General features: G+C 37.6%; 21 protein-coding genes. 8 read left to right on the top strand and 13 right to left on the bottom strand.

Annotation, left to right across the window (positions count from 1 at the left end; translation table 11 throughout):
• Positions 1-10 precede the first annotated feature (10 nt).
• Together K332_RS0121185 and K332_RS0121180 are read left to right on the top strand one after the other, a co-directional pair.
• A complete protein-coding gene (locus K332_RS0121185) occupies positions 11-673 on the top strand; it encodes an ABC-2 transporter permease (RefSeq protein WP_026909278.1) in 663 nt (220 codons plus the stop codon).
• Positions 674-1,097: 424 nt separating this feature from the next.
• Complete coding sequence (locus K332_RS0121180) at positions 1,098-1,946, top strand: CvfB family protein (RefSeq protein WP_026909277.1); 849 nt, start codon at positions 1,098-1,100, stop codon at positions 1,944-1,946.
• Positions 1,947-2,039: 93 nt separating this feature from the next.
• On the opposite strand, the gene K332_RS0121175 is transcribed toward K332_RS0121180, so the two are convergent.
• On the bottom strand, positions 2,040-2,330 hold the full coding sequence (locus K332_RS0121175; protein WP_036689567.1) for a hypothetical protein: 291 nt from the start codon (positions 2,328-2,330) through the stop codon (positions 2,040-2,042).
• Between the two features lie 198 nt (positions 2,331-2,528).
• Here K332_RS0121175 and K332_RS0121170 point away from each other — a divergent pair, with 198 nt between their 5' ends.
• Both K332_RS0121170 and K332_RS0121165 read left to right on the top strand, forming a co-directional pair.
• On the top strand, positions 2,529-3,734 hold the full coding sequence (locus tag K332_RS0121170; RefSeq protein WP_026909275.1) for a dicarboxylate/amino acid:cation symporter: 1,206 nt from the start codon (positions 2,529-2,531) through the stop codon (positions 3,732-3,734).
• A 285-nt stretch (positions 3,735-4,019) separates the two neighbouring features.
• On the top strand, positions 4,020-5,717 hold the full coding sequence (locus K332_RS0121165; RefSeq protein ID WP_026909274.1) for a M3 family oligoendopeptidase: 1,698 nt from the start codon (positions 4,020-4,022) through the stop codon (positions 5,715-5,717).
• 95 nt (positions 5,718-5,812) lie between these two features.
• On the opposite strand, the gene K332_RS0121160 is transcribed toward K332_RS0121165, so the two are convergent.
• Together K332_RS0121160 and K332_RS0121155 are read right to left on the bottom strand one after the other, a co-directional pair.
• The gene (locus tag K332_RS0121160) at positions 5,813-6,100 is read right to left on the bottom strand and encodes a TIGR04104 family putative zinc finger protein (RefSeq protein WP_026909273.1); all 288 of its coding nucleotides are present in this window, start codon (positions 6,098-6,100) and stop codon (positions 5,813-5,815) included.
• A 59-nt stretch (positions 6,101-6,159) separates the two neighbouring features.
• A complete protein-coding gene (locus K332_RS0121155) occupies positions 6,160-6,612 on the bottom strand; it encodes a GNAT family N-acetyltransferase (protein ID WP_026909272.1) in 453 nt (150 codons plus the stop codon).
• Between the two features lie 285 nt (positions 6,613-6,897).
• On the opposite strand from K332_RS0121155, the gene K332_RS0121150 reads away from it, so the two are divergent.
• Together K332_RS0121150 and K332_RS0121145 are read left to right on the top strand one after the other, a co-directional pair.
• Positions 6,898-7,689 (top strand): Cof-type HAD-IIB family hydrolase, encoded by a 792-nt coding sequence (locus K332_RS0121150; protein ID WP_026909271.1) that lies wholly within the window; start codon positions 6,898-6,900, stop codon positions 7,687-7,689.
• A gap of 480 nt (positions 7,690-8,169) precedes the next feature.
• A complete protein-coding gene (locus tag K332_RS0121145; protein WP_036689564.1) occupies positions 8,170-9,858 on the top strand; it encodes a methyl-accepting chemotaxis protein in 1,689 nt (562 codons plus the stop codon).
• A gap of 186 nt (positions 9,859-10,044) precedes the next feature.
• Here K332_RS0121145 and K332_RS0121135 read toward each other — a convergent pair whose 3' ends face one another.
• Genes K332_RS0121135 through K332_RS0121125 form a run of 3 tightly spaced genes read right to left on the bottom strand, consistent with a single transcriptional unit; the run spans position 10,045 to position 12,770 of the window.
• Positions 10,045-10,575 carry a chromate transporter gene (locus K332_RS0121135; RefSeq protein ID WP_026909269.1) on the bottom strand — a complete coding sequence of 177 codons (531 nt, stop codon included), beginning with the start codon at positions 10,573-10,575 and terminating at the stop codon, positions 10,045-10,047.
• Positions 10,575-11,135 carry a chromate transporter gene (locus K332_RS0121130; RefSeq protein ID WP_026909268.1) on the bottom strand — a complete coding sequence of 187 codons (561 nt, stop codon included), beginning with the start codon at positions 11,133-11,135 and terminating at the stop codon, positions 10,575-10,577. Before K332_RS0121130 ends, K332_RS0121135 begins: the two co-directional genes overlap by 1 nt.
• Before the next feature lie 30 nt (positions 11,136-11,165).
• Positions 11,166-12,770 carry a gamma-glutamyltransferase family protein gene (locus tag K332_RS0121125; protein ID WP_156914265.1) on the bottom strand — a complete coding sequence of 535 codons (1,605 nt, stop codon included), beginning with the start codon at positions 12,768-12,770 and terminating at the stop codon, positions 11,166-11,168.
• Between the two features lie 204 nt (positions 12,771-12,974).
• Between K332_RS0121125 and K332_RS0121120 the strand changes: the two genes are divergently transcribed.
• Both K332_RS0121120 and K332_RS0121115 read left to right on the top strand, forming a co-directional pair.
• Positions 12,975-13,424 carry an Lrp/AsnC family transcriptional regulator gene (locus K332_RS0121120; protein WP_026909266.1) on the top strand — a complete coding sequence of 150 codons (450 nt, stop codon included), beginning with the start codon at positions 12,975-12,977 and terminating at the stop codon, positions 13,422-13,424.
• 416 nt (positions 13,425-13,840) lie between these two features.
• Positions 13,841-15,172, top strand: a complete 1,332-nt coding sequence (locus K332_RS0121115; RefSeq protein WP_026909265.1) for a trypsin-like peptidase domain-containing protein — start codon at positions 13,841-13,843, stop codon at positions 15,170-15,172.
• A gap of 51 nt (positions 15,173-15,223) precedes the next feature.
• Here the strand turns inward: K332_RS0121115 and dhaM are convergent, their stop codons facing one another.
• From dhaM to K332_RS0121080, 7 genes are all read right to left on the bottom strand, one after another.
• On the bottom strand, positions 15,224-15,595 hold the full coding sequence (gene dhaM / locus K332_RS0121110) for a dihydroxyacetone kinase phosphoryl donor subunit DhaM (RefSeq protein WP_026909264.1): 372 nt from the start codon (positions 15,593-15,595) through the stop codon (positions 15,224-15,226).
• 1 nt (position 15,596) lies between these two features.
• A complete protein-coding gene (gene dhaL / locus K332_RS0121105; protein WP_026909263.1) occupies positions 15,597-16,214 on the bottom strand; it encodes a dihydroxyacetone kinase subunit DhaL in 618 nt (205 codons plus the stop codon).
• Positions 16,215-16,228: 14 nt separating this feature from the next.
• On the bottom strand, positions 16,229-17,218 hold the full coding sequence (gene dhaK / locus K332_RS0121100) for a dihydroxyacetone kinase subunit DhaK (protein WP_026909262.1): 990 nt from the start codon (positions 17,216-17,218) through the stop codon (positions 16,229-16,231).
• 79 nt (positions 17,219-17,297) lie between these two features.
• A complete protein-coding gene (gene glpK / locus K332_RS0121095; protein WP_026909261.1) occupies positions 17,298-18,794 on the bottom strand; it encodes a glycerol kinase GlpK in 1,497 nt (498 codons plus the stop codon).
• Positions 18,795-18,840: 46 nt separating this feature from the next.
• Entirely contained in the window at positions 18,841-19,671 is an 831-nt protein-coding gene (locus K332_RS0121090) for an MIP/aquaporin family protein (RefSeq protein ID WP_026909260.1), read from the bottom strand.
• A 333-nt stretch (positions 19,672-20,004) separates the two neighbouring features.
• Positions 20,005-21,255, bottom strand: coding sequence for a formaldehyde dehydrogenase, glutathione-independent (fdhA, locus tag K332_RS23100; protein WP_051359576.1), 1,251 nt, complete (start codon positions 21,253-21,255; stop codon positions 20,005-20,007).
• Positions 21,256-21,568: 313 nt separating this feature from the next.
• A complete protein-coding gene (locus K332_RS0121080) occupies positions 21,569-22,141 on the bottom strand; it encodes an asparagine synthetase B family protein (RefSeq protein WP_026909259.1) in 573 nt (190 codons plus the stop codon).
• Between the last annotated feature and the right edge of the window lie 367 nt (positions 22,142-22,508).

Below are 22,508 nucleotides of genomic sequence, written 5' to 3'. Positions count from 1 at the left end.
GGTGCAATATATGAAAGGTATACTAATTCGTGACTTTATCAATTATAAAAGTATATATGTAGCAATAGCTATTTTAATACCAGTTGGCCATATTCTTACAATCCCACCTTTCCAAATTAGTTTAGGAATGTTACTACCAGTATTATTTATAGGTGTATTTTATAGTGATCATCAGGCTCACATCACTCGCTATATGGTTAGTTTACCGGTTAGTAGGAGTAGTCTTGTCATTTCGAGGTATCTATCCATGCTCATTGTTTGGATTGGAACGATAGTGTATCAACTAATTATGGGTAATTTAATGGCTAGATTCGTCCCATACCATATTTTCACATTTGGTTGGAAAGAAGTAGTAATATTGCTCTCTTTAGGATTAATCATGCTTGCGTGTTTTGTGCCACTTTTCTTTCTATTTAAATCCTTTGTATTACCAATTATCATCATTGCTGTCTGCTATTTTGCTGTTTTTTTATACACATTAGATGCACTAGTTAACATTTCCGGGATGGAAAATGAAATAATTTTTAATTACCTTGATCAATGGACTGTTCCACTAATCGAGTCTGTTATACACATTCAGCCCTACTTAGTAATAACAATAGTAGCTTTTAGCTTATTTTCCTTGTCCATATTTATTTCTAATAAAGTCCTGTGTCTTAAAAAGCAAATTTGACAATAGAAATATTATATGCGATACTATTTAGGTTACCTAAAGTGACATACGAATCTGGCATTCTACAATGTTTTTGTTGATGCTTATTCACACTGGCGCGACTAAGGGGTCGCAAGGACGTAAGAGAAGGTTGGGCTTGCGTTGCTTAAGTTAGAAGACATCGGATTGATTTCTAATATCCTATCACCACTGGGATAGAACGATAATCAATTAAGGTGGAAGAGTTACCGCGGTTAAAGTGAAATTCTAGAAAGAACTCGGAAGCGTTACCGAGATAACAACTTTTGATAAACAGATTAGAACTGAATTTCCCACCCGAAGTGTTTCGGGATATATATAAAACGATGTGTTACTTTAGAAATATAAGGGGTACCCTAAATACTAGGGTATCCCTTTTCCAATACATATGAAAAGAGGTTTAAGTATGAATGAAATAGGTACCATTCAAACAATGATTGTCGATCGAAAAATCGATAATGGATACGTGGTTAAAAAAAATACGACCGAAGCTTTACTTCATCATAATGAAACAGATGCTGACCTAGAGATTGAACAAGAAGTTGATGTATTTTTGTATCAAGATAAAAAAGGAAACTTAACTGCAACAATGAAACTACCTCATGCTGTGATGGATGAATATGGTTGGGGTAAAGTTGTAAATGCACTTCCTAATTTAGGTGTTTTCGTTGATATAGGTACTACAAAGGAATTTTTAGTATCAAAAGATGATCTTCCCCTATTTGAAGATGTTTGGCCTAATGAAGACGATATGCTTTATGTAACTTTAGGTAAGGACCGGAAAGGTAGATTACTTGCTATCCCTGCTACAGAAGGAGTAATATCACGTGAAATTGAACTTGCACCTGATTCTTTATTGAATCAAACGGTTTCTGGTCGTGTCTACCATACGAGTAGAGAAGGTTCTGCAATCATAACAGATGAGGATTATCGTGGGTTTATCCACCATTCTGAAAGAAAAGTGGAACCTCGTCTTGGGGAATTAGTAGAAGGACGAGTTATTGAAGTGAAATACGATGGGACTCTTAATATCTCCCTTCGCCCATTAAAGCAACACGGTATGGTTGAGGACGCGGATATGATTTTAGAGCATTTAGAGGAGCACGATGGAATGATCCCATTTAGTGACAAAAGTGATCCCGATGATATTCGTGGGACATTCAATATTAGTAAAGCTGCATTCAAACGAGCATTGGGTAAACTAATGAAAGATGGAAAAATTGAGCAACGTGATGGAAACACTTATTTAAAATAATCCAGTTATAGAACAAACCTCGTACAGAATGTTATCAAACTGTACGAGGTTTTTTAGCTATGTGTGAATAATTTGTAATTCAATCTAAACTGCTTATGCTTTTGCATCATGTGCTTGATATGCATGACTAACACTAGTCACCATGAAGCTGATAGCAGCAGCAAATAGGCATGCAATTCCCCATCCACCTAGTCCTGCTTCCCAAATCATAATCTTCTTAGGAGTAGCTGCACAAACTACAATAATTCCACCAAAGAAAAGAATTGCGCTTGGATAATAAGCCAGATAGCCTTTGCCACCTGTAGATTTTAAGAAAATGAAGCCTAAGATAATAGCTATTACAGCTAATACTGCACCTATGGTTATAACCGCTTGAACTAACATGCTCACACCTCACTTTTAAGTAGTATTTATAGTAAATATCAAAAGTTTTTTTTGATATACTAATATAATTTTCATTTAAGTCGAATACAAATAAGCTAAAGAATTTTTGAAAGTGCTTCCATCCTTATTGTAGAAAGGAGAGAACAGATTTTCATGACATAGTTATTCTTATCTTACCAAATGAAAGGAGAATTATCTATGAAAAAGAGTTTTTTATGGCAAATACTTGCTGCTTTTGCATTAGCTATTATTGTTGGTTTAATTTTTGGAGATAGCGCAACGTATGTTCAGCCACTGGGAGACTTATTCTTACGCTTAATTAAATTTATTATTGTACCGTTAATTTTAGCAACAATTGTTGTTGGTGTAACTAGTGCAGGTGATATGAAGAAACTTGGTAGATTAGGTGGAAAGACAATTACATTTTATCTTGTTACCAGTTTTCTTGCTGTTGTTATCGGCCTTGTAGTCGCTTCTGTTATATCACCAGGAACTGGCGTAGATGTTCAGTTAAATGACGAAAATATTCCATCTGGTGAAACGCAAAGTGTGGTGGATACACTCCTTCATATCGTACCGACTAATCCCATTGAATCCCTCGCAACAGCAAACGTTCTGCAAATAATCTTCTTTGCCATTTTTCTTGGTCTAGGTATTATCATGGTTGGAGAAAAAGCAGCACCTGTTCAACGTTTTTTTGATGGACTGGCAGAAATTATGTATAAAATTACATCTGTAGTTATGAAGCTTGTTCCCCTTGGAATTTTTGGTTTACTAGCACCGATTGTTGGACAGTATGGTTTGGATGTATTAATGCCACTGATGAAATTAATTATAGCAGTTCTAATTGCTTGTTTAATCCAAGTTGGCATCGTCTATTCTATCGCACTAAAAACGCTAGGAAAAATGAGTCCACTCCACTTTTTTAAAGGGATCTTCCCAGCGGCAACCGTTGCATTTACAACTTGTAGTAGTTCTGGAACATTACCTGTTACCATGAAAAATACGCAAGAAAACCTCGGGGTCTCCAAAGAAACAACTAGTTTTGTCTTGCCATTAGGAGCAACCATTAACATGGATGGCACCGCAATCTACCAAGGTATAGCAGTACTGTTTACCGCACAATATTTTGGCCAATTCCTTTCCTTTAGTCAATTAATCATTGTTGCCTTAGTTGCAACTCTAGCATCAATTGGTGCTGCTGGGGTGCCTGGTGCCGGCATGGTTATGCTTACAATGACATTGGCAGCTGTTAACCTTCCGCTAGAGGCAATTGCTTTGATTGCTGGTATTGATCGAATTCTAGATATGATGCGTACATCGGTAAATATTATGGGGGATGCTGCTGCAAGTGTTGTTATAGAGCATTCAGAAAGAAAGAATGAGGCAAAGATTGCTTCATAGTTAGTGTGGAACCGCCCCACGTGGGTCGGTTCTTTTCTTTTTAAACTTGCTTGTTTAACATGACGTTGTGACCTAGATGAATGAACATGTGACTAATTCAAGTAACCTTGCGACCTTGCCGTACGAACTTGTGACCGTTTAAGGAAATCTTGCACCCGGACAGTACAAACACCCAGTTTCCTATTACACTATCTCTATTACATTTCCCAAAATAAAAATATCTTATTTTTCCCATAAATAGTGTACACTATAATAGTAAGAATATTTTATTAAGGGGGAACATGCATGCAGACATTTGAAAACTATACATATGAACGTCCAGATTTGGAGCAAACTAAGGAAAAATTTACTGGCTTACTAGAGGCGTTTAAAAATGCGGCATCCGTTGATGAGCAAAATGAAGCAATTGAACAAATTAATAAATTTCGCGCTTATATCTCAACACAATTTAACCTTGTATTTATCCGCGCTTCTATCGATACGAATGATGAATTCTATCAAAAGGAACGCGATTACATGGATGAAGTCGTACCTGAAATTCAGAAGCTAGATACTGATTTTTATAAGGAATTAATAAAATCTCCTTACCGCTCTGAACTTGAGAATAAATGGGGAACACAGCTTTTTGAAATTGCTGATTACTCCATTAAAGGGATTGATCCTGAAGTAATTGGATTAATGCAAAAAGAAAATAAGCTTACTTCTGAGTACTCCAAACTAGTTGCATCTGCACAGGTTGAATTCAATGGGGAAACATACACATTAGCTCAACTTGGACCTTTCATGCAAGATAAAGATCGCGATGTACGTAAAAAGGCAGCATCTGTAGCGTCAGGTTTCTTTGAAGCAAATGCAGAAAAATTTGATGATATTTACGACCAATTAGTAAAAGTACGTCATGAAATTGCGACAACACTTGGCTACAAGAACTTTGTTGAACTTGGCTATATCCGTATGATGAGAATTGATTACAATGCGGAAATGGTTGCTAATTACCGTAAACAAGTACAGGAAACCATCGTTCCGCTGGTATCCAAGTTGTTTGATAAACAAGCTGAGCGAATTGGTGTAGATTCCTTGAAGTTTTATGATGAGGGCTTCCAATATAAAACTGGAAATGCGACCCCAAAAGGTTCACCAGAATGGATTATTGAAAATGGTAAGAAAATGTATGAAGAGCTTTCACCGGAAACAAATGAATTCTTCCATTATATGTTAGATCGTAATTTAATGGATCTTGAGGCGAAGAAAGGCAAAGAATCAGGTGGATATTGTACCTTTATAGAGGACTATCAATCCCCTTTCATCTTTTCTAACTTCAATGGTACGTCAGATGATATAGACGTGTTAACACATGAGGCAGGGCATGCATTCCAAGTATATCAGAGTCGTAGTATCGGTATTCCTGAATATATTTGGCCAACACATGAAGCAGCAGAAATTCATTCGATGAGTATGGAATTCCTTACATGGCCATGGATGGAATTATTCTTTAAAGAGGATACAGATAAATATAAGCATTCACACTTAGCTAGTGGACTTCGATTCCTACCATACGGTGTTGCTGTGGATGAGTTCCAGCATCTTGTTTATGAAAATCCAGATTGGACTCCTGAAGAACGTAAAACGGCATGGAAAGGGTTAGAAGAAAAATATCTACCACATCGTGATTATGGTGATATGCCATATTGGGGAACTGGTGCTATTTGGCAGCGTCAAGGACATATTTATGAATCTCCATTCTATTATATCGATTACACATTAGCGCAAATTTGTGCATTCCAATTCTGGAAGCGTTCAAGGGAAGATCGCGAGGGAGCATGGAATGATTACTTAAACCTATGTAAACTTGGTGGTTCTAAATCATTTTTAGGTTTAGTTGAAGCTGCAAATCTTCAATCTCCTTTTGAAGATGGTTCCATCAATTCCACCGTAAAAGCAATTGAAGAATGGCTTGAATCTGTGGATGATAAAGCATTATGAAACAATAAAAGGATTAGGGCTTTCAGACCCTAATCCTTTTTAGTTATATAGTAACTGATGTATTTAGCCTACCAATCAAGCAGAAACACAAGTCCTTAAAAAAGTGGCTCTTGTTCATTAGATAACTTTAAAATAAACGGATAAGAACCAAATGTTAGTAGACCTAATATTATCGCTAGAATGATTGCAGTTCCTACAGAAACTTCTAATAACGCGTTAATAGGTAATACTACTAATGGTATTAATGCAAACATGCTACCTCTTTTTCGAGAGGAAGCGGACTCATACTGCCTATTATCACAATATGGACACGTCAATTTAAAGATTGTTTTTATCGTTTCAAACCAGGTCCATTTCTTATTACAAACTGAACAAGTTGGCATTTTCCTCACCTTCCCTTGTTTATTTTGTTTTGATCTAAACGTCCCTACTTCTTGCAAAACTATAAATCTAATTTCAACCGAATCATATCCCTACATGAAATTCCAAATTCAATAATTTCCTCTGAATAATTACGAATAAAGAAGTCAGTATCAATGCCAATAATTCTAAATCCGCATTTTTGATACAGTGCTAATTGATTAATACTAGAGTTACCAGTACCAATTTCAATGGCATTGTAGCCACCAATTCTTGCTTTACGAATAGCATCTGAAACTAGCTTTTTACCAATTCCTTTTCCTCGATGTTCATCTACAACAGCAACATTCACGATTTCCATCGTACCTGGTCTTGTTGGAAGTAGTACATACACACCAACAATCTCATTGTTAAGTTCACCAACATAACAATCTCCGCGTTGAAGATAGCCCATAATCATCTCTTCTGAAGGGTCTGCTAATAACAGTAATTCAATTGGTGGTACTTCTTCTTTGCTAAGTTTTCTTATGTCCATGCGATTTCTCCTGCCTTTTATTAAAAAGTAAACTCTTTCGATTAGTTTGAAATTTTAATGCAACGATTAACATAAATGCGCCAAAATTCAGGACTAGCAACAATCCTAAACATCCGTATAGTCTATTCTTTTTTTAAAAAATAATATACTACTTCTCCCCTTATATTAACATAAATGACTACCCTATTTACTACAAATTTTGGTGATTAAACTTAATATCTATTTTTCGATTCCTTAACACTAGTATGCTACACTTATTCTAAAATGTTAGAAAAGGAGATTTCCATGACATATAAGATTTTATTTTTAGATATTGATGGAACTATTTTGAAACCTGATCATTCATACCATCCTAAAACAAAAGAGGCAATTGAACAAATTCAAGCTCAAGGAATGGAAGTTTTCTTGGCAACTGGAAGACCTACTCATGAATTAAGTGATCTTGCTGAGGAATTACGTATTGAATCCTACATAGGTTACAACGGTGCCTACACGGTATATCAAAATAAAAATATTCTTGATGCCCCTATGAAAAAGGAAATTGTAGAAGCGTATCTGCGTATAGCAAAGGAACATAATCATGAAATCATTCTTTATACAAGTGAAAGCAATTATGCAATAGATGTGAAATCTCCTTCCATCAGGAATTTTGCAGAGCTATTTCAAGTAACCAATACAAGTCTGCTTCCTATCAACGAAGAAATGACTAATTACGTATTAGGTGCAACACTGATTAATGTCCATCCCGAGGAAGCATATCTTTATGAAATAGATAAGGATATTCGACTTGCAGAGGTAAATGTACATGGAGTAACAAATTGTTATGACGTAATTCGATTATCTGCTAACAAAGGCGAAGCTGTTAAGGTAGTGCTAAAGCACCTCGGAATTTCACCGGATGAAGCAATTGCATTTGGAGACGGAATGAATGATAAAGAAATGTTAGAAATAGTAGGAGCAGGCTTTGCTATGGGAAATGCTCATGCGGATTTACTTCCATTTGCAACGTATAGAACTACTTCTGTAGATGAGGCCGGGGTTTATCATGGGTTGAAATTTCTTGGGTTAGTAAAATAGTATTGCTAAACTACTCTTTTCACGAAGCTTTCAAAATATAAATTAACTAGAAAAGGTTATGAGAGTCAAATTCATAACCTTTTCTTATTGAAAATTCTAGTATACTTATAAGTTATATAGGTAATTAGTATTAGTATAATATTACTATTTTAAAATTGATATCGCGTCTTTATTCTTATATAATTAATTGTGCATCAGTTCACAACCATTTTTTGCATGAAATACATAATTTTTACACTTGGGCAAAATAGTCATCCGTAAACCTTTGATTTTATTTGACTTGTATTTTCTTTAACAGGTTAAAAAACCAGAGGAATATTAATCCATTTATGAGATAAGTATAATACCAATAAAAAAGGAGTATATTTGACAACCATTGAAATTTAAAACTGATGCTAGGATGATTAGATTAAGGGAAGTATGTACACAAATTAAATTTAGGAATTGTTAACAGGAATATACATCTTGGAGGAACTAACGATGAAACTAACTATTAAACAAAAACTTATTAGTGCATTTATTATTATCTCTCTGATTTTTGGCGGAGTATCAATAATGACCTATAGTACGATGAAAAATATGACGGAGTCCTATGACTATATAGTGGGCCCATTATCTAATTTGAAAGCAGTTATACAAACCATTCAAAATGAAGTGTCCACAGAAGTGGGGAATTATCGTGCCTATATGCTTTATGAAGATAAAGAATATCAAGATAAGTTTGAAGAATCGTCATCTATAATTTCTGAATATATTGAGATTGGTAAGGAGTTATCAACAAGAGAGGAAACCGTAGAGAGATTAACTTCAATCGCCGAGAAAAATAATCAGCTACAACAGGTTGCTAATGATTTAATGAATTCATCTGAAACGGACAAACAACTAATACTAGATAAGGGGTTAAAAGAAATTACCCCGATTATTTCCAGTTTAGTAGAAGATACGAATGCAATGTTTACATGGATACAAGGTATTGCAGATGAGCAAGGAGCAGATATAAAGAGTGATGCACAGAGCAAGGTAAAGTTGGCCCTGATCCTAAGCATATTAATTACACTCCTTTCCGGTTTCGCTGGAGTTTATTTATCAACCAAAATTTCAAAACCAATCCGAATGGTAATGAATCATATGGATGTTATTGCTAAAGGAGACTTATCAAAAGAACCGTTATCGATAAAGTCAAAAGACGAAGTAGGTCAATTGGTAGACTCTACAAATCAAATGGCTAATAGTATGAGGGATATGTTAAAGCAAATTAATAAGGTATCCGAAACTGTGACTAGCCACAGTGAAGAATTAACACAATCTGCAAGTGAAGTTATGATGGGAACGGAACAGGTTGCTACAACGATGCAAGAATTGGCAACAGGATCAGAGACTCAAGCTAATGTATCAAGTAAATTATCTTCTGGAATTTCTATTTTCTCGATGAAAGTAAAGGAAGCAAATGAATTTGGAAATCATATTCAACATAAATCACAACAAGTTCTTAATATGACTAACGATGGAAGCCAACTAATGGAATCATCTACTATTCAAATGGAAAAGGCTAATAAGATTGTACAAGATTCTTATATGAAGGTAGAAAGTTTACATCAGAAATCCGATGAAATTTCTAAAATGATTGAGGTAATAAAGGAAGTAGCTGAACAAACCAACTTATTAGCATTAAATGCAGCAATCGAAGCAGCAAGAGCTGGAGAGCACGGAAAAGGATTTTCAGTTGTAGCTGATGAAGTAAGAAATCTCGCAGAACAAACGGCTTCGTCCCTAACAATCATTACCAAAATTGTTAATGATATGCAACAAGAAGTTTTACTTGTTACGGATTCCTTAAAGAGTGGATATAATGAAGTTGAAGAGGGTACAAATCAAATTCGCCATACCCATTCTACTATCAAAAATATAAAAGAATCTGTAACGGAAATGGCAACGAATATTAATGGTATATCAGAAAACTTATCAGCCATGGCTACTAATACTGAACGATTGGATAGCGCGACTCAAGATATTGCAGCGACAGCTGAAGAGTCTGCTGCAGGTATTGAACAGACTACTGCATCTGTTCAACAGACAAGCAGTTCCATGGAGGAAGTAACACGTAGTTCAGAAGATCTTGCAAAGATAGCTGAAAAGTTAAATGAATTAGTTCGAAAATTTCAGTTATAAGGTTTTCACTGTTAAAACGACGAATCTAGCAGCTATTAAAAATAATTAGTAAGAGGACAGTGACCTTTCACTGTCCCCCAGCTTGTAGAGAAAGCAGGTATTTTTTCTCTACAAGCTTTTTTTGCTTAGATTGTAAAATTCGGTCATCATCGGCTATTGACAGTATAAGGCCATGTAGAATCCTTATCACAATAACAATCCCCCATAAACAAATGCTCCTAATATAACAAATGCTGGGTGAACCTTAATCCGTTCAATTAATAAGTAACTAGCAATGGTAATAATGGCAGTATGCAGAAGACCAATTCCCTCATAAGATTCAAAGAAGAATCTCCAAGCCATTAGCCCAAGGAGTATTGCGATTACCGGACGAACAAATAGAGTAATTCGTTTTACTTTTGGGGAATCTTTATATTTGTACAAAAGTCCAAGGAGTGCAATCATAATGATTAGCGAAGGCGCGACAGTTGCAAACACTCCAATAACTGCCCCCAGTACACCACCTACTTCATAACCGATATACCCTGCCATCTTGGTAGCAATTGGACCTGGAAGGGAATTTGCAACAGCTAATATTTCACTAAATTCCTGCACGGACATCCAACCATATCTACCAACAACCTCATTTTCAACAAGCGGAATGGAAGCCGGTCCACCGCCATAACCAAGTATCCCAGGAATGAAAAAGGCCAAGAATATTTGCCAGTATGTAAGCATCAGGCATTCACTCCTTTTTCACGTTTCTTATCACGAATCACAAGTGCGGTAACAATTAAAATAGCGATAATAATCCCGGGATGAACATTTAAAAAGGAAAGAAATACAAAGACAACGGCTGTCAGGATAATCGCTTTAATCCAGCCCATTCCTTTTCTCGCTTTATCAAAAAATTGCCAAGTTAGCGTTGCCATCATCATACCTACGACCGGGATCACAGCTGCTGTCATACCTTTTACCCAGTCAATATCTTTAAATGAGGCAAGAGTTGAAAGCAAAATAATTAAGAGTATAATCGTAGGAAGCGTTGTTGCAATTACGGCATTTAACATGCCAAGTATACCTGCCACCCGGTACCCAATATATCCCGCAAGCTTTGTTGCAATTGGACCGGGGAGCGTGTTTGCTAGTGCTAGCATGTCACCAAACTCTTCATCTTTCATCCATTTATACGTATCAACTACCTCTTTGTGAACGAGAGGAATTGAGGCTGGCCCTCCACCATAGCCTAGGATTCCCACCCGGAAAAAAGCTAAAAATAAATTCCATTGTATTTTCATAGAAGACTATTCACCTTTCAGTTAGACGTATTACCAAGCTGCAACTGTACCATCTGTTCTTGATTCCGTCCCACCAACTAATACTCCTGTTTCAGGATCTCGCCAAATTATCTGACCACGTCCAAAACTATTTGGCTCCAGTGCTATTTTAATATGATGCCCTTTTTCAGCTAAACCTTGTGCTAAATGATGTGGAAATCGATTCTCTACCTCGACAACTTTTTCCTTTATCCACTGCCAACGTGGCGCATCAAGTGCCGCCTGTGGATTTAATCCGAAATCAACGGTGTTCATGACAACCTGAACATGACCTTGTGGCTGCATAAATCCACCCATTACACCAAATGGGCCAATCGGTTGATCACCTTTGGTCATAAAACCCGGGATAATCGTATGGTACGTTCTCTTGCCACCAGCTAAAGCATTCATGTGTTCAGGGTCCATTGAAAAATTATGGCCACGATTTTGTAGTGCAATTCCTGTGTCAGGAACAACCAGACCTGAACCAAATCCCATGTAATTACTTTGAATATAGGAAATCATGTTCCCTTCTCCATCAGCGGCAGCTAAATATACTGTTCCACTTAATGATGGATCTCCTGCTTCAGGGAATAATGCTTCTTCACCAATAAGGCTTCTGCGCTTTTCACCGTAAGCTTCACTTAGAAGTTGTTCTGCCTTAACCCTCATATGACCTTCATCCGTTACGTATTTCTCCCCATCAGCAAATGCTAATTTCATGGCCTCCATTTGTTTATGATACGTATCGACACACTCTTTCTCTGGAAAATCAAAGCCTTTTAAAATGTTTAATGCCTGTAATGCAACGATACCTTGACCATTGGGTGGAATTTCCCAAACATCAAAGCCACGATAATTTACACTGATCGGTTTCACCCAATCTGCTTTGAATTCGGCTAAGTCCTCTGCTGTTAAATAGCCACCTGTTTCTTTTGAAAAGCGCGCAATTTTTTCTGCTAATTCTCCACGATAAAAAGATTCTGCATTTGTTTCCCCAATCGAACGAAGCGTTTCTGCATGACCTTCTGACGACCATACTTCGCCAACTCTAGGTGCTCTTTCATTTGGAGCAAATGTATCGAACCAATGCTTAAAGACATCATCTGTTAATTTCTGTTTAAAGCTTTTGTATGCGTTGTTCCAATACTTTCCAAGCGTTGGGGACACTGGATACCCTTCAGAAGCATATTGAATTGCCGGCTCTAAAACTTCTTTTAATGGAAGTTTGCCAAACTTTTTAGAAAGCTCTGCCCAAGCTCCAGGTACTCCTGGTACAGTAACGGGAATCCACCCATGGGCTGGAATCGTTTCATGCCCCGCTTCCTTAACCGCTTCAATAGAAATACTTTTTGGTGACTTACCACTTGCATTTAGCCCATGTAATTCACCTTTTGTCCAAACCAATGCAAATGCATCTCCACCAATTCCGTTAGAAGATGGCTCAACAACAGTTAAGCATGCAGCTGTTGCAATAGCAGCATCAATTGCATTTCCACCTTTTTTTAAAATTTCAAGCCCCGCTTGTGCTGCTAGTGGCTGTGATGTTGCGACCATACCATTTTTGCCATATGTAGAATTTCTTGTACTGGAATACGGGTAAGAGTGATGGTTCATCTCAAGCATAATAATCCCCCTAGAATTTTCTAAATTAATAACATATTACAAAAGATATAGTATTCTGTCAATCTAAGATTCTTCTAAAATTAAGCCAATTACAACATATGATTAACTTTTAAAAGAATATACTAATATTTGCTTTCATTATGTTTACTTTTCTACTATAATTACAAACAAAACAATATCAGGAGATGATTAAATATGAAAATCGATGAAATAGACAAACAATTATTATCCCTTCTATCAGAAGATGGTCGATTATCATATGTGGAATTAGCGGATAAAGTTGGACTATCACGTGTTGCGGTAAAGGATCGCATTAAAAACCTAAAAGATAAAGGAATCATTGAAAAATTTTCCGTTGTCATCAATTCAGAAAAAATAGGAATGAATGTTTCTGCATTTTTTGAGGTAGATGTGGAACCTAAACAGTTACAAAAGGTTGCAGAGAATTTAGCTAACAATCCCAATGTAGCTAGTATTTATCAAATGACAGGTCCTAGTACACTTCATACCCATGTTTTAGTAGAGGACTTTCAAAAACTAGAGACCTTTATTAATGATCAGCTTTATTCGGTTGAAGGAATAACCCGAGTGGAGAGTTCGGTCATTTTGAAACGATTTAAGAGTAGGACAGGCTATAAACTGTAGTGCGGATTGTCTGTTGTTCCCCCACATTCGGCTGATATTTCTGTATAATGGCTGATATTTCCGCTGCCTGGATGATAGTTCTGTTTAACGGCCGATTGTTACGATGCTTGGCTGATATTTCCGAATAACGGCCGATTGTTACGATGCTTGGCTGATATTTCCGAATAACGGCCGATATTTCCGATGCATGGCTGATATTTCCGATTAACGGCCGATTGATACGATGCCTGGATGATATTTCCGATAATTGGACGATGCGCCACTATTTGGGTTATCAATACCAAAACCGTTGTTGCCCAAATTTCCTACTATCAGTATATCTATCTATATACTTACAAAATTATAATTACTAGGCTTAAGCATAGTTTTTCATGCTATAATTATTGTACTAACAACCAAAGAAAAGAGGTTCGAATATGTACTGTCAATCTTGCGGTGGAGAGCGACGGCCCAACTCAAATTTCTGCCCTCATTGTGGTAATAAACAGAAAATCAAGCAGAAACTGAGTCCTTTTACAATTATTTTCTTATCCATATTATTGGTTGGTTCAATTGTACTTAGTGTTTTTATTGTTACGTCCTTTTATTCAAACGTACCGAATAGACTTGCTACAGAGATTTTACCTAAAGAGCAAGGACCCCAGGTTGTTGAAACAACCGCACCAAGTGCTGAAAAACAAGAATTACAAGATGAGCAAAAACGGGAGTTATCAGATATTATCTCTACTGCACAAGAAACGGTCTACACGGTTTTTACACCGTACAGTCAAGGATCTGGTTTCCTGTATAACAATAGCGGTGCAGTTGTTACAAATGCTCATGTTGTCGAAGGGGAAACTGCAGTTTTTATCAAAACAATTAATGGTACAGAATATCCTGGTACGGTTATTGGCTATTCGAACGAAACTGATGTTGCGGTAATACATGTACCAGATCTAGTAGGTACAGAACCTTTTGATCTTGAATTCTCGGATACTACCAAAATAGGGGAGGAAATCATTGCGCTTGGTAGCCCACTTGGACTTGAAAACACTGCCACAATGGGTTATATCACTGGAAAAAATCGGAGTTTTGTCATTGATCCTTATGTTTATGAAAATCTATACCAAATTTCTGCTCCAATTTCACCAGGAAGTAGTGGTGGACCTTTAATAAACAAGATCTCTGAAAAAATTGTTGCCATTAATTCTGCAGAAAGTATTGAAGAAGCTTCGATTGGATTTAGCATTCCACTATATACCGTCCATTCAATTATTGAGTCATGGATTAATGAGCCAATGAATGAAGAAGATATTCTTGCTCAATTTTATGATGATACATATAACGAAGACTCATGGAGTGAAGGTTACTTTGATGGTGGTGAGTATTCCGAGGACGAAGATTACTATAATTACTGGGAATATGATTATGAGGATTTCTGGGCAGAGTTTGGGAATGCCCTGTGGGATTACTTCGGGGATGAGAGTTCAAATTATGAAAATTGGTATGAAGAAGATAGTGGATACTACGAAGAAGATTGGTCTGGAGAGGAAAGTGCGGATTTCTATACTGATGAGGGATATGTTGATCCAAATACTGATCCCAATATGCATTATGATGAGGAAACAGGTGAATGGAGTTATTATGACGAAGTAGATGACCAATGGTATTACTTTGATGAATATCTACAGACCTGGACATACTATGATGAATACGATGGTCAATGGTACTACTATGATGAGGATTTAGATGAGTATTTACCTTTATGATATAAGTGTAGGGTCTGGCACCCATAACTACTGGTGCCAGACCCTTATTTATTAGAACTCTCTTATCACTGTCTCATAAACCTTATCTAGTGATTTCCCCATATTTGACTCTACTGCTGCTACATAGGCTCCTTCCACTAATGGAGCATCTATAATTTTCACCTGTATGGAATCTAGCATTTCTAAAGCAACCTCGGCATTCATCTTCGCACTTCCAAGGTCATAGAATACTAGAACCCCTTTTCCGGTATTAGCAGCTGTAATTGCAGACATGATTTTTTCAACACTCGTTCCAATCTCCATTTCATTCGTTCCACCAGCTATTTCGATTGGTACATCATGGATAACTTGCCGTATTATATCTAACAATCCCTCCACTAATTTAGGGCTATGGGACACTAGCACGATTCCTACATAATCCATTTTACTCTTTCTCCTTTATCACTTCAGCAAGTGCTTCAAAAATATAAAAAGATGATGCTGAACCTGGATCAAGATGGCCAATTGATTTTTCTTTAAAATAAGCTGCACGCCCTTTTGTTGCCATGGTTTCTTTTGATGTTTCTAGAGCACTACTAACTATTTCCATTAGACCAGCTGAACTTATTTCTCCCTTCGTAAAATAGTCAACCACCGGGCCCCAAATGTCTATCATTGTCTTTTCACCAAGCTCAGACTTACCACGTTGCTTTATCCCTGCAAGAGCTGCTGCCAAGCCACCAGTAAGTGTACGCAAATTAAGTACTACCATACCCTTTACTGCAACGGACATTTTCAAAAACGCCGTACCATATAAAGGACCTGATGCCCCTCCAACTTTTGATAACAATACCATCGCCGCATCTTTTAGTACCGCTGATGGCTCAGCATAATCCACAGTATTAATTTTATTTACAGTTTCTTGGTAACCTCTTGCCATGTTAATTCCATGGTCACCATCTCCAATAGGTCGGTCAAGCGACGTTAAATAATCCTTGTTTTGCTGAATTTTTTCATTTGATAATTCAAACCATTTTACGATGTCTAGCACTCCTAATTCCATGATGCTCTCCTTCCCTACATACGAAATGCTGGAGCAGTTGATTCGGCATCAAGTAATTCCTTTAGCTCATCGTCCAACTGAAGCAGTGTAACAGAACAGCCAGCCATTTCAAGTGAAGTCATATATTCACCAACAAATGTCTTATATACATTAATACCTCTATCTGCTAGAATATCGTGTACCTTTTTATTCATAATATATAGTTCCATCTCTGGAGTAGCTCCAAGCCCATTCACTAGAACTGCCACTTCACCTGAGAATTCACGATCTTCCAGAACCTTTTCTGTTAGTGTGGTCGCTATCTCATCTGCAGTTGCAATAGTCCCACGATCGATACCTGGTTCACCATGGATTCCTATACCGATTTCCATTTCATCCTCCGCGAGTTCAAAGCTTGGATTACCTGCAGCAGGAACCGTACATGGTGTAAGTGCCATTCCCATGGAGCGAACATTAGCCACCACTTTTTCAGCTACTGCTTTTACGTCTTCCAAACTAGCCCCTTTATCCGCCATCGCACCTGCAATTTTATGGACAAAAACCGTACCTGCAATACCTCTTCGTCCAGTAGTGAAGGAGCTATCTTCTACGGCTACGTCATCATTAACGATAACTTTCTCCACTTGAATACCTTCTGCTTCGGCAAGCTCCGCGGCCATCTCAAAATTCATAACATCCCCGGTATAGTTTTTAATCACCAAAAACACACCCGCTCCACCATCAACAGCTTTGATTGCTTCATAAACCTGATCTGGCGTCGGTGATGTGAAAACTTCCCCACAAACAGCAGCGTCTAACATTCCTTTTCCTATATAGCCAGCATGAGCAGGTTCGTGACCACTTCCTCCGCCGCTGACAAGACCAACTTTACCTTGTACAGGTGCATCTGCACGTGCTATAACAAATGTTTCTGGAATTTTCTTTAAACGTTGAGGATTAGCTGCAATCAAGCCATCAACCATATCCTGTAACACCTGATTTGGATTATTAATAATTTTCTTCACTAGAAATCTCCCCCTTCATTTACAAAAAAAGCCCTAGCGTCAGTATATCGTTAGGGCCCATTTATATGTTTTTATTTAATTACAATTTAAATGCTCGGGTTGCTTCCACTGCCTTTTTCCACCCAGCATACAGCGCATCCTTCTCCTCGGAATCCATTGTATTTTCGAATGTTTTTTCATTTTGCCATTGCTGTGCAATTTCCTCTTTGTTCTCCCAATATCCTACAGCTAGACCAGCTAAGTACGCCGCGCCAAGTGCGGTTGTTTCTTGTACAACTGGGCGATCAACCGGAACTCCTAGAATATCACTTTGGAATTGCATGAGGAGATCATTTTTAACTGCGCCGCCATCAACCCGAAGCGTTTTTAAGTCAATTCCAGAGTCGGCAATCATCGCATCAAGTACATCTCTAGTTTGATATGCTAAAGACTCCAGAGTAGCACGAATAAAATGTTCTTTTGATGTACCACGAGTTAAACCAAATACTGCTCCTCGAGCATCACTATCCCAGTATGGTGTTCCTAGACCTACAAATGCAGGTACTAAGTAAACACCGTCTGTTGATTCTACTTTTGATGCAAATCCTTCACTCTCTGGTGCACTATTAATAATTTGTAACCCATCACGTAACCATTGAATAGCAGAACCGGCAACGAAGATACTGCCTTCCAGTGCATATTCTACTTTACCGTCGACACCCCATGCCAATGTGGTTAGTAGGCCATGTTCTGATTTAACACCCTTCTCCCCAGTATTCATTAACATAAAGCAGCCAGTACCATACGTATTTTTTGCCATTCCGGTTTCAAAGCAAGCCTGACCAAACAATGCTGCTTGCTGGTCACCAGCAATTCCTGCAATTGGTACTTCATGACCGAAGAAGTGATAATCCACCGTGTTTGCGTACACTTCAGATGACTCGCGAACTTCCGGAAGCATGCTCTTTGGTACCGTTAATATGTCTAGTAATTCTTCATCCCACTGTAAGTCATAGATATTGAACATTAACGTGCGAGATGCATTGGAATAATCCGTTACATGGGCTTTTCCACCAGACAACTTATACACTAACCATGTATCAATCGTACCAAAAAGCAGATCACCATTCTCCGCTTTTTCACGCGCACCTTCTACATGATCCAATATCCACTTTACTTTTGTTCCAGAGAAATATGCATCTATCAATAAACCAGTTTTATCACGGAATAAGTCATTGTAACCCTTTTCATTCAATTCCTTACATATATCTGCTGTTTGTCGCGATTGCCAAACAATCGCTTTATAGACAGGTTTACCAGTATCTTTATCCCATACGACGGCTGTTTCACGTTGATTAGTAATTCCGATACCTGCTACTTGACTAGGCTCTACATCTGCTTTCCGAAGAACCTCTGCAATACAAGCTAATATGGATGTCCAAATCTCTTCTGCATCATGTTCTACCCAACCTGATTTGGGAAAAAACTGCTCAAACTCCATCTGTGCTGTTTCTACAATTTGTCCTTTATGATTAAACAATATGGCCCTTGAACTTGTTGTTCCTTGGTCTAATGCCATAATAAATTTTTCTTTCATGATGACACCCCTCTCATTTTTAAAGAACGTACGAATTATCCTAAAATTATACTGCTTCTTTATTAGGCTGTCCTAGACTGGAACCTTGCTTTTTAAAATCCTCGTTAACCGCTCCAGCAATTGCTACTAGTACAAGTACAGTCATTACCCAAAAAAGTATGGAATATTGCCCTTCAAAAATTGCCTTGAAAAAGACTGCACCGTAAATCCCTCCAAAAATTGGACCGATTACAGGAATCCAAGAGTAACCCCAATCAGAACCACCCTTTCCTGCGATTGGAAGAATGGCATGGGCAATTCTCGGACCTAAATCACGAGCTGGATTAATCGCATATCCAGTTGGACCACCTAACGAAACACCTATTGCCACAATGAGCAGACCAACAATTAGTGGATTCAGTCCTTCTGTAAATTCATTCGTGCCGATAAAAAATAACCCCAATAATAAAACGAATGTACCAATTGCCTCTGTTAAGAAGTTAGCATACGTACTACGAACTGCGGGTGCAGTTGAAAAAACCGACAGCTTTGTAGCAGGATCATCTGTATTTCTCCAATGTGCTAAATAGGCCAAATAAACAATTATTCCACCAATTATAGCACCAATCATTTGTGCGGAAATATAAAGTGGTACCTTTTCCCATGGAAACTCACCAACTGATGCAAAACCAAGGGTAACCGCTGGATTCACATGTGCACCAGATATTCCCCCAACTGCATAAACCGCCATTGCAACAGCAAGACCCCATCCAACTGTAATGACAATCCAACCAGATCCTTCAGCTTTGGACTTTTTCAGGACAACGCCGCCTACAACACCTCCACCAAAAATAATCAGAATCATCGTACCTACCAGTTCCGCCATAAACTCAGACATCACACACACCCCTTTTTTTAGCATAATAATTTCGATTTAGGAAAATTGGCATTTAAGTCTGAACGCAGCATGTACCAACTTTTCTAATACACTATATTCCTAAGAAAAATAATACATTCCATTTACTTTGGAAAAATTATAGTTCGAGAAGACTACGGCAAAAGTCATTGCCACATTAGAGTTGGACTATGATTCTATTTTTTACGTCTTGGAAAAGATTTTTTCTATACGTGCGGAAAGTTTTTTCCTAACTATCAAAAAAAGGTCTACACAATAGCGACTTCTTGCTAGTCTGTAGACCCTTTCTCTTATTCTTTAAGTTATACGAAATTTTTATAAATTTGCATGTGCACTTGAAGATGCAGCAAGACGATTACGTACTGTACCATGTGGATCGATAACATACTTACGAGATGATCCACCATCAAATTTTTGATAGCTATCTGGTGCTTCATCAATAGAAATTAATGTTGCATTAACGGCCTTAGCAATTTGAGCTCTTCCACTAAGTATCGCCCTCATCAAATCACGGTTGTAGCGCATGACTGGAGTTTGACCAGTAACAAAAATATGCGCTTTCGCAAAACCAAGTCCAAAACGAATTTTCAACGTTCCTTCTTTAGCATCATGATCACTTGCACCTGGATCTCCCGTTACATATAATCCTGGAATACCAAGTCGACCACCTGCTTTTGTGACATCCATAATGGAGTTTAGCACTGTAGCTGGAGCTTCCCCAGCATTTTGTCCATGGCCGCTTGCTTCGAATCCTACCGCATCAATTGCACAATCCACCTCTGGAACTCCTACGATTTCCGCAATTTGCTCTCCTAAGTTATCATGATCTCGTAGATTAATAGTTTCACAACCAAAACTTCTAGCTTGAGCTAGACGTTCAGCATTTAAATCACCAACAATAACAACAGATGCACCTAATAATTGCGCTGAGTGTGCTGCTGCCAATCCAACAGGACCAGCTCCAGCTACATAGACAGTCGAGCCCATTTTCACCCCAGCACTAACTGCCCCATGGTATCCTGTAGGAAAAATATCAGAAAGCATCGTTAAATCCATAATTTTATCTAATGCTTGTTCACGATCAGGGAATTTTAACAATTGGAAATCAGCATATGGTACCATCACATATTCTGATTGTCCGCCAACCCATCCACCCATGTCTACATAACCATAAGCAGAACCTGGGCGATCAGGATTAACATTTAAACAAATATGCGTATCTTGTTTCCTACAATTGACACAGCGACCACATGCAATATTAAACGGTACAGAAACAATATCGCCCTTTTTAATAAATTCTACATCACTTCCAACTTCAATTACTTCACCCGTAATTTCATGTCCTAACACAAGCCCGCTTGGTGCCGTAGTACGACCTCGAACCATATGCTGGTCACTACCACAAATATTAGTCGTAATCACCTTTAAAATAACACCATGGTTACATTTGCGACCTACATTCAATGGGTTGACCCCTGGTCCATCTCGTAGTACTAGATCAGGATAACCAATATCCTTAACTTCCACTTCACCTGGTTTTACATAAAGTACTGCCTTGTTACTCACAAAATCCACTCCCTTTACTTTTTTTGGATGTCATTGTAAGCGTTGACAATCTATCTCAACCATAACATTCCGCATTATTATTTTCAATAATCTTTATATTGTATATTTTCACAAAATAGTACAGCCCCTCTCATTAATCGACAGGGGCATTGTGGTCGATTGCTAATCCTGGAGATTTATATTAATACCCATCGTTGAACTCCTGATTCCGTGTAAATTCGCATTTTGTCTATCTGGAAAATAGTTATACTTTCCAACGGCCAATGGAAAAAGCAGTGACAATTAACATCACTACTTTTCACGTGTTTATATATTAATTCTTAAGTTTTACATTGTCTTTTGAAAATAATAACGAATGTCCTAATTGTAACTCTTTTATATTCTCTAAGCTTACTTTATGATGCTTCACAATAGCATTCAGTTCTGTTCCAAAAAGGAAACGATGTGAATCAAAAGCATAATAGATTAATTTATTACTTCCTTGACTTGTTGTCAAAAAGAGTTCTTGTTTATTCTCATCCCACACAGCAAATACAAAATTACCGATTAGAAAATCCAAACAATCTTCTCGCCACTCAATATAGGATGTCAACATTGTTTCTGCATCACTCGATGAGGGAATGGAATGCCCTTTTTCCAAAAGTTTATTTCTTGTATCTTTCTTATTGCTTAATGACCCACTATATACAATAGCGTACATATTTCCATTTATCTTTTTTTGAACAGTTCCTCTATCGTCTAAATATTTATAGCCAAATCCTACAAAGGTACTAAACCATAGATCTGCCACTCCGCTCGTTGTTAACATTTCAGTCATACCAATTAACGTATCTCGCTCTTCTCTTACAAAGTTTTTCAAATCAACAATACCGGTTATTCCACACATGATTGTATGTTCCTCCTTGCCCAAGTGGTGAAACGACTTACCGGCATTCCCCTGTTATATTAAGAGTACTTTATTTCATCATATGCATTTAGGAGGAAAGGCATTCCAAATAACATATCAGTATATGACTGGAAATAATTACTATGCATATTTTTGAGAATTGACTATTTGAAAGTACAATACCAATTTGAATTCTTTAGGTACCAAATTTTCAAACCATCGGTACGTTTAGGCATGATTGTTGTTAATTTCATACTTTGTATAGACTGTGCGGTAAGGGTTAAGAAATTTGGAGATGCGCATCGCTTCTAATGTAAATCTAGGTTGAAATGATGTATAAGAGCATCATTCACATCATTTTGACGGA

Origin of the sequence: Paucisalibacillus globulus DSM 18846 (assembly GCF_000482485.1) — a bacterium.
Lineage (GTDB): Bacteria > Bacillota > Bacilli > Bacillales > Amphibacillaceae > Ornithinibacillus > Ornithinibacillus globulus.
The sequence above is the reverse complement of the archived record's forward strand: the minus strand, read 5'-3'. Positions and strand labels throughout refer to the sequence as shown.